The sequence below is a fragment of the Isoptericola haloaureus genome (genome assembly GCF_036689775.1).
Classification (GTDB): domain Bacteria; phylum Actinomycetota; class Actinomycetes; order Actinomycetales; family Cellulomonadaceae; genus Isoptericola; species Isoptericola haloaureus.
The window spans coordinates 12,367-31,553 of the sequence record NZ_JBAGLP010000110.1 but is presented as its reverse complement, the minus strand read 5'-3'; the positions used below and the strand labels follow the sequence as shown (position 1 = coordinate 31,553).

17 protein-coding genes and 1 tRNA gene are annotated in these 19,187 nt (G+C 72.5%); 11 read left to right on the top strand and 7 right to left on the bottom strand.

All coding sequences use genetic code 11. The annotated features are described in order from the left end of the window. Positions 1-5 precede the first annotated feature (5 nt). Positions 6-608 carry an NYN domain-containing protein gene (locus V5O49_RS04065; RefSeq protein WP_332901104.1) on the top strand — a complete coding sequence of 201 codons (603 nt, stop codon included), beginning with the start codon at positions 6-8 and terminating at the stop codon, positions 606-608. Positions 609-677: 69 nt separating this feature from the next. On the opposite strand, the gene V5O49_RS04060 is transcribed toward V5O49_RS04065, so the two are convergent. Next, entirely contained in the window at positions 678-2,069 is a 1,392-nt protein-coding gene (locus V5O49_RS04060) for a hypothetical protein (protein ID WP_332901103.1), read from the bottom strand. Positions 2,070-2,201: 132 nt separating this feature from the next. Between V5O49_RS04060 and V5O49_RS04055 the strand changes: the two genes are divergently transcribed. The 4 genes from V5O49_RS04055 to V5O49_RS04040 all read left to right on the top strand — a co-directional run bounded on the left by V5O49_RS04055 (position 2,202) and on the right by V5O49_RS04040 (position 5,755). After that, positions 2,202-2,948 carry a response regulator transcription factor gene (locus V5O49_RS04055; RefSeq protein ID WP_332901102.1) on the top strand — a complete coding sequence of 249 codons (747 nt, stop codon included), beginning with the start codon at positions 2,202-2,204 and terminating at the stop codon, positions 2,946-2,948. Continuing rightward, positions 2,945-4,438, top strand: a complete 1,494-nt coding sequence (locus V5O49_RS04050) for a sensor histidine kinase (RefSeq protein WP_332901101.1) — start codon at positions 2,945-2,947, stop codon at positions 4,436-4,438. Before V5O49_RS04055 ends, V5O49_RS04050 begins: the two co-directional genes overlap by 4 nt. Before the next feature lie 104 nt (positions 4,439-4,542). Further along, positions 4,543-5,271, top strand: coding sequence for an HD domain-containing protein (locus V5O49_RS04045; RefSeq protein ID WP_278235388.1), 729 nt, complete (start codon positions 4,543-4,545; stop codon positions 5,269-5,271). A 193-nt stretch (positions 5,272-5,464) separates the two neighbouring features. Beyond that, the gene (locus V5O49_RS04040; protein ID WP_278235389.1) at positions 5,465-5,755 is read left to right on the top strand and encodes a WXG100 family type VII secretion target; all 291 of its coding nucleotides are present in this window, start codon (positions 5,465-5,467) and stop codon (positions 5,753-5,755) included. A 197-nt stretch (positions 5,756-5,952) separates the two neighbouring features. On the opposite strand, the gene groL is transcribed toward V5O49_RS04040, so the two are convergent. The 3 genes from groL to V5O49_RS04025 form a co-directional block, all read right to left on the bottom strand. Further along, positions 5,953-7,584 carry a chaperonin GroEL gene (gene groL / locus V5O49_RS04035; protein ID WP_278235390.1) on the bottom strand — a complete coding sequence of 544 codons (1,632 nt, stop codon included), beginning with the start codon at positions 7,582-7,584 and terminating at the stop codon, positions 5,953-5,955. A 438-nt stretch (positions 7,585-8,022) separates the two neighbouring features. After that, a complete protein-coding gene (locus V5O49_RS04030; RefSeq protein ID WP_332901100.1) occupies positions 8,023-8,673 on the bottom strand; it encodes a LytR C-terminal domain-containing protein in 651 nt (216 codons plus the stop codon). Between the two features lie 81 nt (positions 8,674-8,754). Next, complete coding sequence (locus V5O49_RS04025; RefSeq protein ID WP_405001137.1) at positions 8,755-9,069, bottom strand: DUF3263 domain-containing protein; 315 nt, start codon at positions 9,067-9,069, stop codon at positions 8,755-8,757. Between the two features lie 206 nt (positions 9,070-9,275). Here V5O49_RS04025 and V5O49_RS04020 point away from each other — a divergent pair, with 206 nt between their 5' ends. Both V5O49_RS04020 and V5O49_RS04015 read left to right on the top strand, forming a co-directional pair. After that, positions 9,276-9,926: a uracil-DNA glycosylase gene (locus V5O49_RS04020; protein WP_405001141.1), complete on the top strand. Its 651-nt coding sequence runs from the start codon at positions 9,276-9,278 to the stop codon at positions 9,924-9,926. 35 nt (positions 9,927-9,961) lie between these two features. Next, positions 9,962-10,795 (top strand): SGNH/GDSL hydrolase family protein, encoded by an 834-nt coding sequence (locus tag V5O49_RS04015; protein WP_332901099.1) that lies wholly within the window; start codon positions 9,962-9,964, stop codon positions 10,793-10,795. Positions 10,796-10,846: 51 nt separating this feature from the next. Here the strand turns inward: V5O49_RS04015 and V5O49_RS04010 are convergent. From V5O49_RS04010 to V5O49_RS04000, 3 genes are all read right to left on the bottom strand, one after another. Then, positions 10,847-10,922: transfer RNA gene (locus tag V5O49_RS04010), tRNA-Thr, on the bottom strand. A 111-nt stretch (positions 10,923-11,033) separates the two neighbouring features. Next, positions 11,034-11,903, bottom strand: a complete 870-nt coding sequence (locus tag V5O49_RS04005; protein WP_332901098.1) for a DsbA family protein — start codon at positions 11,901-11,903, stop codon at positions 11,034-11,036. A 148-nt stretch (positions 11,904-12,051) separates the two neighbouring features. Continuing rightward, positions 12,052-13,929 carry a serine/threonine-protein kinase gene (locus V5O49_RS04000; RefSeq protein ID WP_332901097.1) on the bottom strand — a complete coding sequence of 626 codons (1,878 nt, stop codon included), beginning with the start codon at positions 13,927-13,929 and terminating at the stop codon, positions 12,052-12,054. Positions 13,930-14,083: 154 nt separating this feature from the next. Here V5O49_RS04000 and V5O49_RS03995 point away from each other — a divergent pair, with 154 nt between their 5' ends. The 4 genes from V5O49_RS03995 (at position 14,084) to V5O49_RS03980 (ending at position 19,130) form a co-directional block, all read left to right on the top strand. After that, a complete protein-coding gene (locus V5O49_RS03995) occupies positions 14,084-15,556 on the top strand; it encodes an alpha,alpha-trehalose-phosphate synthase (UDP-forming) (RefSeq protein ID WP_332901096.1) in 1,473 nt (490 codons plus the stop codon). Then, complete coding sequence (gene otsB / locus V5O49_RS03990; protein WP_332901095.1) at positions 15,549-16,382, top strand: trehalose-phosphatase; 834 nt, start codon at positions 15,549-15,551, stop codon at positions 16,380-16,382. The genes V5O49_RS03995 and otsB overlap by 8 nt, the downstream gene beginning before the upstream one ends. Positions 16,383-16,596: 214 nt before the next feature. Continuing rightward, positions 16,597-17,718 carry an ABC transporter ATP-binding protein gene (locus V5O49_RS03985; protein WP_332901094.1) on the top strand — a complete coding sequence of 374 codons (1,122 nt, stop codon included), beginning with the start codon at positions 16,597-16,599 and terminating at the stop codon, positions 17,716-17,718. A gap of 125 nt (positions 17,719-17,843) precedes the next feature. After that, entirely contained in the window at positions 17,844-19,130 is a 1,287-nt protein-coding gene (locus V5O49_RS03980; RefSeq protein ID WP_332901093.1) for a DUF4032 domain-containing protein, read from the top strand. Positions 19,131-19,187: the final 57 nt, after the last annotated feature.

Here is a 19,187-nt window from a genome sequence, read left to right as displayed (position 1 = left end):
TGTCCATGGCCTCCCCCTTCTCCGAGCCGACCACCGTGCCGGCGCGCGGCACCGCGCGCACCACCTACCTGCTGGTGGACGGCGAGAACATCGACGCCACCCTCGGCATGAACGTCCTCAACCGCCGCCCGAACCCCGAGGAGCGGCCCCGCTGGGACCGGATCACCGGGTTCGCCCAGCGTGTCTGGGGGCAGGACGTCGTCCCCCTGTTCTTCCTCAACGCCACCAACGGCCAGATGCCGATGTCGTTCGTCCAGGCGCTGCTGGCGATGGGCTACCGTCCGATCCCGCTGGCCGCCAGCGGGGACGAGAAGGTCGTCGACGTCGGAATCCAGCGCACCCTGGAGGCCATCGCCGACCGCGACGCGGACGTGCTGCTGGCCAGCCACGACGGCGACTTCCTGCCGCAGATCGAGCGGCTCCTCGACGAGGACCGGCGGGTCGGCCTGCTGGCGTTCCGCGAGTTCGTCAACATGCAGCTCGCGGGGCTGACCGCCTCCGGCCTGGAGATCTTCGACCTGGAGGGCGACGTGGACGCGTTCACGAGCCCGCTGCCGCGCGTGCGGATCATCCCGATCGACGAGTTCGACCCGCTGCGCTTCCTCTGACCGGCGTCCGACCGGGCCCGCGGCCCCCGGGCCGCCCGGGTCCCCCGGACCGGGGGCCGCGCCGTCGCGCTACGCGACGTCGGCGGGCACGTCCCGTCGGCGCTCGCCGGGCAGCGCCGCGGACCGCTGGGCGATCGTGATCGCCCACAGCGCCGCGATCGCGCCCAGGACGGTCAGCACGAGCACCACCCACAGGAATCCGGTCAGGACCACGACGAGGACGGCCGCGACCAGCACGGCGACGCGCAGCGCGTCGGCGTGCGCGCCGACCCAGCGGGCGAGCCGGCCGTCCTGAGCGGTGACCGTGGCCACCCACGGCCAGCGGCGGCCCGCAGCGACCAGCCAGCGCGGACGACCGAGCAGCACGCCGACCACGACGGTCACGACCGCGACGACACCCACGAGCCAGAAGATCTGGTGGATCTCCCCGGCGACGGCCTCGTAGAGGGTGGTCGCGACCCGCTCGCCGTCCGCGGTGCGCGCCACGTCCACCACCAGGGTGCGCAGCTGGGCGACGAGCGCCGTGACCACGACGACGCCGGCGAGCACCCCGAGGGCGAGCTGGACGGCGCCGCGGCGCCGGTCCGGCGCGACCCACACCGTGGCCACGATCGCCAGCACCGTCAGCGCCACCAGCGCCCAGACGGCCCGGTCCACGATCGTCACGGCGCCCTGGACCCCGTCGAAGGTCTCCCGGTCCATCAGCTCCACCTGGCCGAAGCCCTCGGGGAGCTGCCGGCCGAGCGCCTCGACGAGCTGCTCCCGCGCCTCCGGCGCTCGCTCGGACACCGCGTCCGGCACGGGGAGGTCGCCGACGACGGCCCCCGCCTCCCCGAGCGCCTCGCGCAGCGCGTCGGCGACCAGCGGCAACGTGTTGAGCATGACGGCGTCGTCGGTCAGGTAGACGTTCGGTCGTTCGTCGACGTCGGCCCGTGCCACGGCGACCACCCCGGCGTGCGCACTCTCCACGAGCTGCGGCACCCGGTCCGCGACGGCGTCGGAGGTGAGGGCGCGGTCCACCGCGGAGTCGACCCGGTCCTCGAGCGGTTCGACGATCAACGGGGTCAGGGCGGCGAGCGACGGCCGCTCGACCTGCCCGCCCAGCGCCTCCAGCAGCGGACCGGGTTCGACGTCGACACGGGCCGCCAGGGCTGCCACGAGCGCGGCGTCGAGCTGGTCGAGACGCTCCGCGACCCGGGTGTCGAGGTCGAGCGCGAGCAGCACCTCGTCGGAGACGGTGTCGGCCAGGGCGTCGTAGAACGCCGGGTCGTCGAGCGCGGGCTCGACGGTGTCCATGAACTGGTCGGTGTCGAGCACCGTGCGGTGGGCCCACAGGGCGAGGCAGGAGGCCACCACCAGCAACGTGGTGATCACGACCATCGCGCCGGCGACCCAACGGCGCACCACGGGTCCGCGACCGACGGGACGGACGGGCTGCTCAGGCGGGGACTGCTGGGTCACGAGGGTGTCCTCCCTGGTGGTGGTTGCCGGATCGAGCCTACCGACGTCGGGCACCGTGCGGCGCGTGCTGCCCGTACCGCGGACCGGGCCGGCGTTCAGGAAACTTCCAGCCCCACGGCGCACACTGGAGTCATGGCCACCACCGACGCCAACGCACCCGAGGCACGCCTCGTCGTGGTCGACGACGAGCCGAACATCCGCGAGCTGCTGTCCACGTCGCTGCGCTTCGCCGGCTTCGAGGTGCACGCCGCCGAGGACGGGGCCGGTGCGTTGCAGCTGGTGCGGGACACCGAGCCGGACCTGGTGGTGCTCGACGTGATGCTGCCCGACATGGACGGGTTCACCGTCACCCGACGCATGCGTGCCACCGGTCGGCACACACCGGTGCTGTTCCTGACCGCGCGCGACGACACCCAGGACAAGGTCCAGGGGCTGACGGTCGGCGGCGACGACTACGTGACCAAGCCGTTCAGCCTCGAGGAGGTCGTGGCGCGCATCCGCGCCGTCCTGCGCCGCACGGCCGGCGGCGAGCCCGAGGACGACGCCGTGCTGCGCGTGGGGGACCTGGAGCTCGACGAGGACTCCCACGAGGTGCACCGCGCCGGGGTGGAGATCGACCTCTCCCCCACCGAGTTCAAGCTGCTGCGCTACCTCATGCTCAACGCCGGCCGGGTGCTGTCCAAGGCGCAGATCCTCGACCACGTCTGGCAGTACGACTGGGGCGGGGACGCCAACATCGTCGAGTCCTACATCTCCTACCTGCGCCGCAAGATCGACCACGTGACGGTCCCCGGACCCGACGGCGCCGACGTCGACCTCCCGGCCCTCATCCACACCAAGCGGGGCGTGGGCTACCTGCTGCGGACCACGCCGCGATGACCGACCCGCGTCCCGACAGCGGGCGCCGCTGGAGCTGGGTCGCGCGCACGCCCCTGCGCGTCCGCCTGGTGGCGATCATCGTCCTGCTGCTCGGCGCCGGGCTCGTGCTGGCCGGGCTGACGACCCGGACGGTGGTGTCGAACTACCTCGTCGACGAGCTGGACAGCCAGCTCACCCAGTCCGCCCAGAGCGTGGCGCGCCTGACGACGCTGAACCCGGCCGAGGGCGGCCAGCGCATCCCCAGCGACTACGCGGTGACGCTGCGCAGCTGCAACGGGCTCGACGGCGGCCCGGTGGGCTGGGAGGAGACCCTCGACCGCTTCGGCGAGCCGGAGATCCCCGACGAGTCGCTCGACACCGTCGTGGCCCGCGGGATCAAGCCGTTCACGGTGGGCTCCTCCGGCGGCGGCGACCCGTCCCAGTGGCGTGTCGTGTCGATCCCGTGCAGCCCGTTCCGCGGGGCGGAGGTGCAGGGCGCCGCCTACGTCGCGCTGCCGATGGCGGACGTCGAGGAGACGAGCGAGTACCTGGGCCGTTCGCTGCTGTGGATCGGCCTCGGCATCGTGCTGCTCGGCGGGGCCCTGGCGCTGTGGCTCGTGCAGCGCGCCTTCCGGCCGCTGCGCCGGATCGAGGCGACGGCGGCCGCGATCGCCGAGGGCGACCTGTCGCAGCGCGTGCCGGAGGACCAGCCCGCCAGCACCGAGGTCGGGTCGCTCTCGCTGTCCTTGAACGCGATGCTCACCCAGATCGAGGCGGCGTTCGCCGCGCAGGAGGCCTCGGAGCAGCGCATGCGCCGGTTCGTCTCCGACGCCAGCCACGAGCTGCGCACGCCGCTGGCCACCGTCAAGGGGTACGGCGAGCTGTACCGGATGGGCGCCCTGGACTCGCCCGACAAGGTCGAGGACACCATGGGCCGGATCGAGGACTCGGCACGCCGGATGGGTTCGCTGGTCAACGACCTGCTGGTGCTCGCCCGGCTGGACGAGGGCCGTCCGCTGCGCCGGGAGCCCGTGGACCTGGCCGCCCTGGCACGGGACACCGCCCAGGACCTGCACGCCCTGGACCCGGGACGCTCCGTCCACGTGACCGGGCTGCGGCCCGGCGACCCCCCGCCGTCGGCCCTGCCGGTCACGGGTGACGCCGACCGGCTGCGGCAGGTGCTGACCAACCTGGTGGGCAACGTCGCCCGGCACACGCCGGCCGGCTCGCCGGCAGAGCTGGCCGTGGGCACGTCGCCCGAGGGCGACGCCGTGGTCGAGGTCCGCGACCACGGACCGGGGGTCTCCGCGGAGCAGGCGGACAAGATCTTCGAACGGTTCTACCGGGCCGACTCCTCGCGCAACCGGGAGTCCGGGGGCTCGGGCCTCGGCCTGGCGATCGTGGCCGCGATCCTGGGGGCCCACGGGGGGTCTTCGTCGGTGCACGAGACGCCCGGGGGCGGTCTGACCGTGCGGGTTCAGCTTCCGCGCGCGGGCGGCTACGATGCGTGACGGCCTGGTTCCGGGTCGCCTCTCCGGCAACGTCGGTGGGGCGGCGTAATCTGGAACTACGGCTGGTCACAACATCCGGCCCCTAGGTGAAGGTCTTGATAGCGATGGGCGTGCTCCACGCCGACGCACCACAGTGGTTCCTCTCCGCGTTCGTCCGGACGTGTCACGGAGCCGGCGCCACCGCCTCGGAGGACGACGTCCGAGCGGTCGGGACCGAGCTCATCGACCGATGGTCGGAGACGGATCGCCACTTCCACAACCTGCGCCATCTCGCCGCCGTCCTGCACCGGGTCGACGAGCTCGCGCACGAGACGCACGAGCCGGACCTGGTCCGCCTCGCGGCCTGGTACCACGGCGCCGTGTTCGACGCCGACCGCAAGATCGCCTACGCGACGCGCGGCGGCGAGCAGACCACGTTGAGCGCCGAGCTGGCACGCGACCAGCTCACCGGGCTCGGAGTGCCCGCCCCGCGGGCCGATCGCGTCGCCGAGCTGGTCGAGACCATGGCCCGCCACAAGGCGCTGCCGGGGGACTTCGACTCGGCGGTGCTCAACGACGCCGACCTCGGCATGCTGGCCGCGGAGCCGCAGCGCTACAAGGAGTACGTGGCGGCGATCCGCGCCGAGTACGCGCACATCCCGCTGCCGGACTACCTCGACGCGCGGATCAAGGTGATCTCGAAGCTGCTCGGGCGGCCGCAGCTCTTCGTCAGCCCGCTGGGGCTGACGTGGGAGGAGCCGGCCCGGCAGAACCTCGACGCGGAGCTCCACCGGCTGGTCAAGGAGCGTCGTCGGCTCGAGGCCCAGACCCCCGCGGGGCCGGCCCGCCAGTAGTAGCCCCCGCAGCCGCCCCTCGCCGAGGTAGGCAAGTTCGGGCCGAGGTAGGCAAGTCCGGGCCGAGGTAGGCAACCTCTCGGCGAGGTAGGCCGTCTTCCACAGGCTGTGGACGACGGCGGCGCGCCCGCACGCACCCGCCTAGCGTCGTGAGCAGCCCGGTCCACCGGGACCCACGACGAAGGAGCAGCACGTGCGATACGAGGTCGACAGCGATCGGGTGGCGCAGGCGAGCGCGGCGGTGAACGGTTCCGTCGGAGCGATCCGCGCCGAGGTCGGCGCGATGATGCGTCACCTGCAGGATCTCCAGGCGAGCTGGCACGGCAGCGCGGCGACGTCGTTCGCCGGCGTGATGACGCAGTGGCAGTCTGCCCAGACCCAGGTCGAGACCGCCCTGGACTCGGTCACCACCGCTCTGCAGGCGGCGTCGCAGACCTACTCCGACGCGGAGAGCCAGGCGACCCGCCTCTTCGCGACCCGCTGACCCCCGATCCCCGCACCACCGCCCCGCACCCACCGTTGTGGGCATGAAATATGCACCTCGGACGTCGTCCGGGGTGCATATTTCATGCCCACAACGACGAGGGCTCCACGCACGACGGCGGCCGGCCACCTCCGCAGAGGTGACCGGCCGCCGTCGTGCAGCGAGACGCGGTCAGGACCGCGCCGGGCGCGTCGGGATCAGAAGCCCATGCCGCCCATGTCGCCCATGCCGCCGTCACCGGCCGGCGCCGCGGCGGGCTCCGGCTTGTCGGCGACGACCGCCTCGGTGGTGAGGAACAGCGCGGCGATGGACGCGGCGTTCTGCAGCGCCGAGCGCGTGACCTTGACCGGGTCGTTGACGCCCGCGGCCAGCAGGTCCTCGTACTCGCCGGTCGCGGCGTTCAGGCCGTGGCCCGAGGGGAGGTTCTTGACCTTCTCCGCCACGACGCCGCCCTCGAGGCCGGCGTTGATGGCGATCTGCTTCAGCGGGGCCGAGATCGCCGCGTTGACGATCTGCGAACCGGTCGCCTCGTCGCCGTCCAGCTCCAGCTTCTCGAACGCCACGGCACCGGCCTGCAGCAGCGCGACGCCACCACCGGCGACGATGCCCTCCTCGACGGCAGCCTTCGCGTTGCGGACGGCGTCCTCGATGCGGTGCTTGCGCTCCTTGAGCTCGACCTCGGTGGCCGCGCCGGCCTTGATGACGGCCACGCCGCCGGCCAGCTTGGCGAGGCGCTCCTGGAGCTTCTCGCGGTCGTAGTCGGAGTCCGACTTGTCGATCTCGGAGCGGATCTGCTGGACGCGGCCCTCGATGAGGTCGGCGTCGCCGGCACCCTCGACGATCGTGGTCTCGTCCTTGGTGACGACGACCTTGCGCGCCTGGCCGAGCTCCTCGAGCGTGGCGTTCTCCAGCTTGAGGCCGACGGTCTCGGTGATGACCTGGCCGCCGGTCAGGATCGCGATGTCCTGCAGCATGGCCTTGCGGCGGTCGCCGAAGCCCGGGGCCTTGACGGCGACGGACTTGAAGGTGCCGCGGATCTTGTTCAGCACCAGGGTCGCCAGGGCCTCGCCCTCGACGTCCTCGGCGATGATCAGCAGCGACCGGTTGGTCTTCATGACCTGGTCGAGCAGCGGCAGCAGGTCCTTGACGTTCGAGATCTTCGACTCGACGATCAGGACGTACGGGTCCTCGAGGACGGCCTCCTGGCGCTCCGGGTCCGTCTCGAAGTAGCGGGCGAGGAAGCCCTTGTCGAAGCGCATGCCCTCGGTGAGCTCGAGCTCGAGGCCGAAGGTGTTCGACTCCTCGACGGTGACGACGCCCTCCTTGCCGACCTTGTCGAGGGCCTCGGCGATGAGCTCGCCGATCGCCGGGTCGCCCGCGGAGATACCGGCCGTGGCCGCGATCTGCTCCTTGGTCTCGACCTCGGTGGCGGCGTTGAGCAGCTGCTCGGTCACCGCGGCGGTCGCCTTCTCGATGCCGCGCTTGACGGCGATCGGGTTGGCACCGGCGGCGACGACGCGCAGACCCTCGCGCACGAGCGCCTGGGCCAGCACGGTGGCGGTGGTGGTGCCGTCACCCGCGACGTCGTCGGTCTTCTTGGCGACCTCCTTGACGAGCTCGGCGCCGATCTTCTCGTAGGCGTCCTCGAGCTCGATCTCCTTGGCGATGGAGACACCGTCGTTCGTGATCGTGGGGGCGCCCCACTTCTTGTCCAGGACGACGTTGCGACCCTTGGGGCCGAGCGTCACCTTGACGGTGTCGGCGAGCTGGTTGAGCCCGCGCTCCATGCTCCGACGAGCTTCCTCGTCGAACGCAATCATCTTGGCCATGGGGATTGATCCTCCGCTGTGGCGTGTCAGTGGTCTGCCGGTGCCCGCGACGGACGACCCGTCCCCGTGCGTTCACATCACGCGCGGAGGCGAGCCTCACCGTTCGACCGAGTGGGTCACTCCGGGTCGACTGTCACTCGACAGTCGAGAGTGCTAAGACATTATTGGCACTCTCACCCCGAGAGTGCAAGATGTTCGCCCGCGGCGCACAGCGGCGGTCACCCCCGGCCCGACGCGCGTCCCGGTCGTACGGGATGTCCGACCCGAAACCCGCAGATCCGGGACGTCCGTCCGCCGCGCGGGGGCGGCACGGCCCGGGCAGCGGGCGCCGCGCGCGGAGACAGCGCGTCCCCCCGCCAACGACGAAGGCCGGCACCCGCGACGCGTGGGGCGTCGTCGGGCACCGGCCTCCGCTCCCCCGCGGGGGACGCGTGGGTGCTACGGCATCTCGTGCAGGATGGCGAGCACGTCACCGCTGGCCACGGCGACCTCCGTGACGTTCTCGGCGGGGATGCCGAAGGAGCTCGCCACCGCGAGCGCCGTGTCCTCGTCCTCGGCCGTCGCGTACCAGATCGTGTCGACCTCGGGCGGCGTCTGGCCCTCCGGGTAGTCCTCCGGCGAGACGTTGGTGTACCCCTCACCGACGAGGACGTCGGCGTTGGCGCCGGCCAGGCCCGGGGTGCCGGCCGCGTTGAGCACGCGGACGAAGGCGTCGTAGTTCGGCTCGGGGGCCGGTTCCTCCGTCGGCTCCTCCGTGGGCTCCTCGGTGGACTCGCCCTCGCCGGACCCCTCGGTCGACCCGTCGCCGGACCCCTCGCCGGAACCCTCGCCCTCGGACGACTCCGGGCTGGCGGAGGTCTCCGGCGCGGCCGACTCCTGCTGCGCGGCCGGCGGGTTCTCGGTGCCCCGGCCGTCGGACAGGAAGGACACGATGCCGACCGCCAGCCCGGCGAACACGACGGCGACCAGCAGGAACGGCCAGGCAGAGCTCCACCCGCTGCGGGGCTCGCGGTGCACGCCCACGGGCGACCCCTCGGGACCGCGGACGTCGAACTCGTCGGGCGGGTACGGGTAGTGGCTCTTCGTCACGCCGCACAGGGTAGCGGGTCGAGATGGGCACGAGTACAGAGCTTGTTCAGCACCGTGCCAAACCTGTTCAGCGCCGTGGCGTCAGCCCCGCGTGCCGTCGAGGCGACGCGAGCTGCGCGCGCGCTGACGGGTCGACCGCATGCGGCGCAGCCGCTTGACCAGCATCGGGTCGTGGGCGAGCGCCTCGGGGGTGTCGATCAGCGCGTTGAGCACCTGGTAGTAGCGCGTCGCGGACAGGTCGAACAGCTCGCGCACGGCCTGCTCCTTGGAGCCGGCGTACTTCCACCACTGCTTCTCGAAGGCGAGGATCTCGCGGTCGCGGTCGGACAGCGCCGCGGCGGCGTCCGACGACGGAGCCTGCGTGGAGTCGACCTCGTGGACCAGCATCTCGCTCATGCGCCCCAGTATGGGGCACTTCGGACGTCGTCCCGGGGAGCCGCGGCCCGCGCGTCGCCCCTCGCCCGGGCCCTGCTAGCGTCGCCGTCGTGGAGACGACGCCGGACACTGCCGCCACCGCACCGCCCGCGCCCCCCGCGGCGCCGCCGTCGGGCCCCCCCGCCCCCGGAGCCCCGCCGTCGGGCCGCCCGCCGCTGGACCAGGTCATGGCGCCCGACTGGGCCGCCGCCCTGGCCGACGTCGAGCCGCAGATCCACGCCATGGGCGACTTCCTGCGCGCCGAGGTCGCCGCCGGCCGCCAGTACCTGCCGGCCCCGGGCGACGTCTTCGCGGCGTTCCGGCGTCCGCTCGCGGACGTCAGGGTGCTGGTGGTGGGCCAGGACCCGTACCCCACGCCCGGCCACCCCATGGGACTGTCGTTCTCGGTCCAGCCGGACGTGCGACCGCTGCCGAAGTCGCTGGTCAACATCTTCACCGAGCTCGCCGACGACGTCGGCGCACCGGCACCGAGCACCGGCGACCTGAGCCCGTGGGCGGACCAGGGCGTCATGATGCTCAACCGGGTGCTGACGGTGCAGCCGGGCCGGCCGGCGTCGCACCGGGGCCAGGGCTGGGAACAGGTCACCGAGGCGGCGATCAAGGCGCTGGTGGCCCGCGGCGGCCCCCTGGTGGCGATTCTGTGGGGCCGCGATGCGGCGTCGCTCACACCCTGGCTCGGCGGCACCCCGACCGTGGAGTCGGCGCACCCCAGCCCGCTGGCGGCCTACCGCGGGTTCTTCGGCTCGAAGCCGTTCTCGCGCGTCAACGACCTGCTCGAGCAGCAGGGCGGGACACCCGTGGACTGGCGACTGCCCTGAGCAACCGTCGGCGCGAACGGGTGCAGAATGGTCGCGTGGCTTCGCACGACAGCATCCCCCCGTGGTCCCGCTACGTCGCGATCGGCGACTCGTTCTCCGAGGGCCTGTGGGACCCGTACCCGTACGACGACGGCACCCGCGCCCCCGCCGGCACCGAGACGACCGCGGTGCAGCGCGGCTGGACGGACCGGCTCGCCGACCACCTGGCCGAGCGCCGGGGCGACGAGGGTCTGGAGTACGCCAACCTCGCGATCCGCGGCAAGAAGCTGCGCCAGATCGTCGACGAGCAGCTCGACGTCGCCCTCGCGATGCAGCCGGACCTCGTCTCGATCGTCGGCGGCGGCAACGACATCCTGCGTCCCCAGGCGGACATCGACGGGCTGACCGCGACCCTGGAGGAGTCCGTCGCCCGCCTGCGCGCGTCCGGGGCGGACGTGCTGATGGGCACCGGCTTCCGGGCCGGCGGCGCCCTGAGCCTCACCAGCGGCCGGGTCGGGCAGTACAACGCCACGATCTGGTCGATCGCGCGGCGGCACGGCGCGTACGTGCTGGACAACTGGGGCCTCGGCGCGCTGCACGACTGGCGCCTGTGGTCCGACGACCGCATCCACCTCACCGACGAGGGACACCGCCGCGTGGCGAACGCCGCCCTGGTCGGGCTCGGCCTCGCACCCGACGACGACACCTTCGACGACGCGCTGCCGGCCGCCACGGCGCGGCGTCTGCGCGAGCGGGCCCGCGAGGACGCCCAGTGGGCGCGGGCGCACGTGATGCCGTGGGTGCAGCGGCGGCTGCGGGGCACCTCCAGCGGCGACGGACGGGCGCCGAAGTGGCCGACGCCGCTGCCGTGGCCCCCGTCGGAGCGCTGAGCTTGGCTCAGGACCCGTCCGGGACGGGGACCCGCGCGGCGCCGGGAGGCGTGGAGCCGCCTGTCGGGTTCGAACCGACGACCTTCCGTTTACAAGACGGGAGCTCTACCAGCTGAGCTAAGGCGGCGAGGCGGGACCCATCGTACCGAGCACGACGGCCCCGCCGAAGCGCTGTGGGCATGAAATATGCAGCCCGGCTCGCGCTCAGGCTGCATATTTCATACCCACAGCGAAGGGGTTACTCGTCGGCGGACTCGTCCTCGGTCGCCGTGTCGCCCGCGGCACCGCCGCCCTGGACCGCCGCGAGCAGCGCACCGGGCTGGTTCCAGGTCTCGAAGCGCTCGCCGTCCACCAGGATGGTCGGCGTGCCGAAGCCGCCGTTGGCGTTCCACAGGTCCTCGTTGGCCGAGGCCTCATTCGTCAGCGAGAACACGTACTGGCCGAAGGTGGCGCGGGCCGTCCCGTCGGCGATGCCGGCGGCGACGTCGGCCGGGACGCCGGCCTGCTCGGCGATCGCGGCCATCTCGTCGTCGCTCAGCCCGGAGGTGTTCTCCGACGGCTGGTTGGCGAACAGCGCCTCGTTGAAGGCGTAGAAGGACTCCGGCGCGCGGTCGGCCACCCAGTACGCCGCCGAGGCCGAGCGCGTCGAGAAGTCCGACCCGCTGGACATCCGGTCCAGGATCGACACCGGGTGGAAGACGACGGTCGCGTCGCCCTCGGTGAGCATGGTCTCGACGTCGGCGCCGTTGATGTCCTCGAACTGGCCGCAGATGGGGCACATGTAGTCGAGGTACTCGTCGACGACGGGCCCGCCCTCGTTCTCGCCGCCGGCCACGAGATCCGAGCCGACGGGGATGCCGCCGCCCTCGAGCGCCGTCGCCGGCACGTTCTCGACCTCGGCGAGCGGGACGTCGTCCACGGCCGTCCGCTCCGCCTCGTTCATCAGGATGAAGACGGCGACGGCGACCAGCGCCGCGACGGCCACGCCGAGCGCGCCGAAGACGATCAGCCGGTTGCGGCGGTCGCGCTGCGCCTGCTGCTGCTGGATGGCGAGCGCCTGGGCACGGGCCTCGTCACGGCGCTGCGCCTTGTTCTGCTTGTTGGACATCTCGGTGCGGGTCCTTCGGGTCGTGACGGGCGGGGCGATCCGGCGGCCAGCCTACCGGTGCGGCCGGGAGGGTGACCGGGGCGCGCGGGCGCGCTGCCCGCGCCACGACGCTAGGAAGAGAACCTGGACGGAACCTGGGAAACAGGTCTCAGAACAGTGACGGCGGCCCGTCCATCGGCCACCAGACGATCTCGACGGGGTCGGCGAGCAGCTCGGAGTACAGCACCCACGAACCGACCAGGCAGATCGCGATCACGACGACGGCCCCCACCAGCCCCGGAGCGAGGTTGTTGAGCAGCCGCCGGGCGCCGTCGCGGGCGGTGCGACCGGCCGGACCGAACCAGGTCGCCACGACGGCGAGCAGCATCGCCCCCGCGAGCACCCCGGCGAAGACGATGGGCGCGTTGCGTCCGCCGACGGACCGGGACTCGACGTCCTCCAGCGGCGCCACGATCCAGTTGCCGTCCCCGAACAGCCAGTAGCCGCCCATCATCGCCAGCAGGCCGACGCAGCCGCCGACCACCGCCGCCGGGATGACCCCGAGGGCGCCGATCACGGCGTGGTACGGCAGCAGCAGGCCGGCCACCCAGCCGTCGGAGGACCGCACCCCGCGCCGCTCGCGCCGCTCGTGGAACCGCTGGGACGACGTCCCCACGATCCTGCACAGCACGGTCACCCCGCACAGGGCCCCGAACGCCACCAGCGGGTAGAAGGCCGCGAGCACCACGAACGGCACCCCGAGCGCGAGCACGGTGCCCCACCGCCGCCGGTGGACCGGCGCGACGTAGGGGCCCTGCGGCTCCTCGGGGGTGGGGTCGACGTCCTCGGCCGCGTCCGCGATCTCCTCGTACGTCCGGTACCGCACCTCGCCGAGCGGGATCGCGCGCGTGGCGCCGTCCTGCGCCCCGGCACGGGCCCGCTCGTCGGAGGTCATGGTCTGCGCGGTGCCGGCCGGCACCTCCGCCGGCGGCACGGGCGGGCCGACGACGGCGGTCTCGTCGGGTGCGGGCGACGCGGTCGGCGAGCCCGCCCCGGGCGACCCCTCCTCCGGCGTGCCGGCGCTGCCGACGGCACCGGCCGCCGTCGCCGCCGTCGCGGCACCGGCCGCGACGACGATCCGCTGCGTGGCCTGCGGGTCCGCCTCGATGTCGACGACCTCCCCGGCCCCCTCCTCGAGGTCGCGGCGGATGGCGCGGACGACGTCGGTCGGACCCCACCGCTGGGCAGGGTCGGGCTGCAGGGCACCCGCCAGCGCACGGGCCGTGCGGGCCGGCACCCCGACGAGGTCCGCGCGGCCCTGCCGGGACCGCTGCAGCACGACGTCGGTGGGCCGCACCCCGAACGGCGACCGGCCCGTCGCGGCGAACGCGAGCAGGGCTGCCCAGCTCCACCAGTCCGTCTCCGGGACCGGGTCGCCGCCGTCGAGCAGCTCGGGGGCGATGTAGCCGGGGGTCCCCATGACGAAGCCCGTGATCGTGGTCCGGGTGTCGCCGGAGCTCTGCGAGATCCCGAAGTCGATGAGGCTGGGCCCGTCCCCGGTGACCATCACGTTGGAGGGTTTCAGGTCCCGGTGCACGACCCCGGCGGCGTGCACGGACTCCAGGGCGTCGGCGAGCTGGTCGGCCAGGGAGAACAGGTCGGACACGTCCAGCGGGCCGCGGGCGTCGATCTCCTCCTCGAGGGTGAGGCCCTCGACGAGCTCGGTGACGACGAACGCGTGCGGCCCCTCGAACTCGGCGTCGAGCACCTGGGCCACGGCAGGGTGCCGCAGGCGCTGCAGGGCGGCGACCTCGCGGCGCAGCCGCTGGCGTCCGGCCGGGTCGGCGTCGACGTGGGCGTGCAGGACCTTCAGGGCCACCCGTTCACCCGCGCCGTCCCGGGCCTCGTAGACGGCGCCCATGGCACCGCGGCCGAGCGCGGCGACGACGGTGTACCCGCCGACGTCCGTCCCCGGGGCCAGACCACCGTCCGGTCCGGGCGCGGCCGTCTCCTGGGTCAGTACCTCCGCGTCGTCACCCACAGCCATGACGGACACCGTAGCGTCGCGCCACCGGCTGCGCGCCCCGGCCCGCCGCGGTTCACCCCGCGCGTCGCCGCGAGAGCCTGGATAAGGTGCGCCCAGGACTCCGCACTACCCTGTGCATCGGGTCGGCGTCCACCAACCTTGGGAGAGAACACCTTTGACAGGTCAGGGATCGTCCAGCAGCACGACCGGCAGCACCGAGTCACCCGGCTACGACCTCGTCGTCGTCGCGAACCGGCTCCCCGTGGACTTCGCCGTCGACGACCAGGGGAACCTCGACTGGAAGCGGTCGCCCGGCGGCCTGGTCACCGCCCTCGAGCCGGTGATGCGGGAGAACGACGGCGCGTGGGTCGGCTGGTCCGGCGCCCCCGACCTGGCGCACGAGCCCTTCGAGGCCGACGGCATGCTGCTGGTCCCGGTGACACTGTCGGCCAGCGAGATCAACAAGTACTACGAGGGGTTCTCGAACGACACCCTCTGGCCCCTGTACCACGACGTCATCGCGCCGCCGACCTACCACCGGCAGTGGTGGGACGCCTACCGCAAGGTCAACCAGCGCTTCGCCGAGGCGGCCGCCGCCCAGGCCGCGCGCGGCGGCGTGGTGTGGGTGCACGACTACCAGCTCCAGCTCGTGCCGAAGATGCTGCGCGAGCTGCGCCCCGACCTGCGCATCGGGTTCTTCGACCACATCCCCTTCCCCGCCGTGGAGCTCTTCCAGCAGCTCCCCTGGCGCAAGAACATCGTCGAGGGCCTGCTCGGCGCCGACCTCATCGGCTTCCAGCGCGGCGGTGACGCCTCGAACTTCGTGCGGGCCGTGCGCCGGCTCACCGACCACCCGACCCGTGGCTCGATCATCTCGATGGGGTCCGACGACGCGACGCCGGGCCGGCGCGTCCGGGCGGCGTCGTTCCCCATCTCGATCGACACCCAGCACTTCGACGAGCTCGCCCGCAAGCCGGAGATCCAGGCCCGCGCCAAGGAGATCCGCGCCGACCTGGGCGACCCCGAGGTCGTCATGCTGGGCGTGGACCGGCTCGACTACACCAAGGGCATCCGGCACCGGATCAAGGCCTACGGCGAGATCCTCCAGGACGGCCGCATCGACGCCGCGAACACCACGCTGGTGCAGGTCGCGAGCCCGTCGCGGGAGAACGTCGGCGCCTACCAGGAGCTGCGCCAGCACGTGGAGATCCTCGTCGGGCGCGTCAACGGCGAGTTCGGCGAGCTGGGCCACTCGGCCATCCACTACCTGCACCACTCCTACCCGCCCGAGGAGATGGCGGCGCTGTACCTGGCCGCCGACGTCATGCTCGTCACCTCGCTGCGCGACGGCATGAACCTCGTCGCCAAGGAGTACATCGCGGCCCGCTCCGACCTGGGCGGCGTGCTGGTGCTCAGCGAGTTCACGGGCGCCGCCGACCAGCTCGCCCCCGGGCCGCTGCTGTGCAACCCGCATGACATCGACGGGATGAAGAACATCATCGTCGCCGCGGCCGAGATGCCGGCCAAGGAGAAGCGTCGCCGCATGCGGAACCTGCGCCGCAAGGTCATGGGCGACGACGTCGCCAAGTGGTCGAAGTCGTTCCTCGGGGTGCTCACCGCCGTCCCCGCCCGCGACACCTATGTCTGATCGGCACGACCACGACCACGACCTGGCGGAGACCCTGCTCGGCGCGCTGGACCGCTTCGCCGCCGACGACGGCGCGGCCCTGCTCGTCGCCCTCGACTTCGACGGCACGCTCGCCCCGCTGGTGGACGACCCGACGGCCTCGCGCATGACCCCGGCCGCCCGGGACGCCGTCGACGCCCTCGGGGCGACGGCCGCGGAGCGGGTGCGCCTGGCGTTCGTCTCCGGCCGGGACCTGGAGGACCTCGCGCTGCGCGCCGCTCCCCCGGTCGGCTCCTACCTGGTGGGCAGCCACGGCGCCCAGACGGGGCACGCGACCTCCGACGGGCTCGAGGCGGTGCCCCTGGAGCTCACGGCCGAGGAGCACGAGACGCTCACCGCGCTGCGGGCCGCCCTGGACGAGGCGGTGTCCGGCCGCGAGGGCGCCTGGGTGCAGCACAAGCCGAGCGCCGCCGTCCTGCACACCCGCCTGGCCGGCACGGAGGACACCGAGGCCGCGGTCGAGGCCGCGGACGCGGCCGCCGCCCGGCTTGGGCTGGAGGCGATGCACGGCAAGGACGTCGTCGAGATCGCGGTGCTGCACACGTCCAAGGGCGAGGCGCTGGAACGGCTGCGCGACGTCGTCGGGCACGACGTCGGCACCGGCCGCGTGCGCGTGCTGTACGCGGGGGACGACACCACCGACGAGAAGGCCTTCGCCGTGCTGGAGGCCGGGGACCTGGCGCTCAAGGTCGGCGACGGTGACACCCTCGCGCCGCACCGCGTCGCGGGAGCGGACGACGTCGCGGCGGTGCTGGACCGGCTGCGCGCGTCGTTCGGGGCGCGCTGAGCCGGCCGGGCACCGAGACGCCGGACGTGTGACCTGCACGATGGCGTGATCCGGGTCACGGCCGTGTACTATCGATCCGCGCGACGCCGCCGGAACGGTCCGGCGAAGCCGCGCACACAACACAATGTGTCGCCGCTGACACGCCAGTCGTGAACGCAGCACACCCGACCACAACGGATCGTCCGGCACGTACCTGCCGGTGGAGGGAATCATCATGGCTTCGGTCACCTATGACCACGCGACGCGCGTCTACCCGGGCACGGAGCGCCCGGCCGTGGACCAGCTCAACCTGCAGGTCGAGGACGGCGAGTTCCTCGTCCTCGTCGGCCCCTCGGGCTGCGGCAAGTCCACCTCGCTGCGCATGCTGGCGGGCCTCGAGGACGTCAACGGCGGGCACATCTACATCGGCGACCGCGACGTCACCGACGTGCAGCCCAAGGACCGCGACATCGCGATGGTCTTCCAGAACTACGCGCTGTACCCGCACATGTCGGTCGCCGACAACATGGGCTTCGCGCTGAAGATCGCCGGCACCCCGAAGGCGGAGATCCGCCAGCGGGTCGAGGAGGCCGCCAAGATCCTCGACCTCACCGAGTACCTCGACCGCAAGCCGAAGGCGCTCTCCGGCGGTCAGCGTCAGCGTGTCGCCATGGGCCGCGCCATCGTGCGTCAGCCGCAGGTGTTCCTCATGGACGAGCCGCTGTCGAACCTGGACGCCAAGCTGCGTGTCCAGACCCGTACGCAGATCGCCTCGCTGCAGCGCCGCCTCGGTGTCACCACCGTCTACGTGACGCACGACCAGACCGAGGCCCTGACCATGGGCGACCGCATCGCCGTGCTCAAGGACGGTCTGCTGCAGCAGGTCGGCACCCCGCGCGAGATGTACGACACCCCGGCGAACACCTTCGTGGCGGGCTTCATCGGCTCCCCGGCGATGAACATCGGCACCTTCGAGGTCCGCGACGGCAAGGCGGTCGTCGGCCACGCCGCGGTGGCGCTCGAGCGCGACGTGCTCGACCAGCTCTCCGACGCCGACAACGGCAAGGTCGTCGTGGGCTTCCGTCCCGAGTCCCTCGACATCGCGCAGGACGACTCGCAGGACGCCTTCCAGGTGAAGGTCAACCTCGTCGAGGAGCTCGGCTCCGACGCGTTCGTCTACGGCGAGCTGCTGTCGGACGGTTCGGCCGGCGACCTGCACTCCGGATCCTCGGACCAGGTCATCGTGCGCATCGACCCGCGCGAGGTCCCGATGAAGGGTGACACCATCCACGTCACCATCAAGCAGGGCCAGGAGCACGTCTTCGCGCCGTCGACGGGTGCTCGCCTCAGCAAGTGAGCTGCTGACCTCTGACACGACGGGGCGGGTCCGGCCGGTGCGCCGGGCCCGCCCCGTCGTCGTCTAGGCTGACAGCCCGTCCCTCGTCGCTGGTGGCGGGGAACCGCAACAGACCTGGAGGTGCCGTGGAGCAGCTCAAGATCACCTCCGCGACCCCGAACTCCGCGCTGCTGGACCTGCCGTGGCGCCTCCCGCTGATCGACTGGCCGGCCGACGTCCTCGCGGCGCTGCCGCGAGGCATCTCGCGGCACGTGGTCCGCTTCGTCCGGCTCGACGGCCGCGTGCTGGCGATCAAGGAGATCAGCCAGGACGTCGCCTTCCGCGAGTACGGGATGCTGCGACAGCTGCGCAAGCTCGAGATCCCGTCGGTGCGCCCCGTCGGGGTCGTCACCGGTCGGACGTCCGACAGCGGTGAGCCGCTGGAGGCCGCCCTGGTCACCGAGCACCTGGCGTTCTCGCTGCCGTACCGGTCGGTCTTCAGCCAGTGGCTGCGCGACGAGACCGCGAACCGGCTCATCGACGCGCTCGCCGTCCTGATCGTGCGCCTGCACCTCGCGGGCTTCTTCTGGGGCGACGTCTCGCTGTCCAACACGCTGTTCCGCCGCGACGCCGAGCAGTTCGCCGCCTACCTCGTCGACGCCGAGACCGGTGCCCTGCACCGCGAGCTCACGCGCGGCCAGCGCGAGCACGACCTCGAGATCGCCCGCGTCAACATCATCGGCGAGCTCATGGACCTGGCGGCCGGCGAGCTGCTCGACAGCGAGATCGACGAGGTGGCCTTCGGCAACTCCCTGGTCGACCGCTACCGGGACCTGTGGGAGGCCCTGACCGGCGTCGAGGCCTTCGCCGCCGACGAGCGGTGGCGCGTCGCCGCCCGCATCGAGCGGCTCAACGCCCTCGGGTTCGACGTCGGCGAGCTCGACATCACCACCGACATCGACGGCACGACGGTGCGCATCCAGCCCCAGGTGGTCGACGCCGGGCACCACTCCCGCCGACTGCTGAAGCTGACCGGGCTGGACGTGCAGGACAACCAGGCACGGCGGCTGCTCAACGACCTGGACTCGTACCAGGCGGCGACGGACCGGCAGGAGGACGACCCCCAGCTCGTCGCCCACGACTGGCTGCAGAACGTCTTCCACCCCACGGTCCGGGCGGTCCCCCGCGAGCTGCGGCGCAAGCTCGAGCCGGCGCAGCTGTACCACGAGATCCTCGACCACCGCTGGTTCATCTCCGAGCAGTCCGGGCACGACGTCCCGATGCCGGAGACCGTGGCGTCGTACGTGAAGAACGTCCTGCGCTACCGCCCGGACGAGAAGGCGATCCTCGGCATGGAGCCGGGCGACGCGCCCGAGGGGCCGGAGGCGGACTACTTCCACTACGCCGCGGCCGAGCCGGGCGACCGCGACTGACCGCGAGGTAGGCAACTTTTCGGCCAGGTAGGCAGGTTACTGCCGAGGTAGGCAAGA

Bases quoted from the DNA above. Each gene is read 5' to 3' on its own strand.
- otsB (WP_332901095.1), top strand. From the start codon at position 15,549: ATGTCTGATCGGCACGACCACGACCACGACCTGGCGGAGACCCTGCTC.
- V5O49_RS04020 (WP_405001141.1), top strand. From the start codon at position 9,276: ATGGCGCCCGACTGGGCCGCCGCCCTGGCCGACGTCGAGCCGCAGATC.
- V5O49_RS04025 (WP_405001137.1), bottom strand. From the start codon at position 9,069: ATGAGCGAGATGCTGGTCCACGAGGTCGACTCCACGCAGGCTCCGTCG.
- groL (WP_278235390.1), bottom strand. From the start codon at position 7,584: ATGGCCAAGATGATTGCGTTCGACGAGGAAGCTCGTCGGAGCATGGAG.
- V5O49_RS04055 (WP_332901102.1), top strand. From the start codon at position 2,202: ATGGCCACCACCGACGCCAACGCACCCGAGGCACGCCTCGTCGTGGTC.
- V5O49_RS04000 (WP_332901097.1), bottom strand. From the start codon at position 13,929: ATGGCTGTGGGTGACGACGCGGAGGTACTGACCCAGGAGACGGCCGCG.
- V5O49_RS03985 (WP_332901094.1), top strand. From the start codon at position 16,597: ATGGCTTCGGTCACCTATGACCACGCGACGCGCGTCTACCCGGGCACG.
- V5O49_RS04045 (WP_278235388.1), top strand. From the start codon at position 4,543: ATGGGCGTGCTCCACGCCGACGCACCACAGTGGTTCCTCTCCGCGTTC.
- V5O49_RS04005 (WP_332901098.1), bottom strand. From the start codon at position 11,903: ATGTCCAACAAGCAGAACAAGGCGCAGCGCCGTGACGAGGCCCGTGCC.
- V5O49_RS04065 (WP_332901104.1), top strand. From the start codon at position 6: ATGGCCTCCCCCTTCTCCGAGCCGACCACCGTGCCGGCGCGCGGCACC.
- V5O49_RS04050 (WP_332901101.1), top strand. From the start codon at position 2,945: ATGACCGACCCGCGTCCCGACAGCGGGCGCCGCTGGAGCTGGGTCGCG.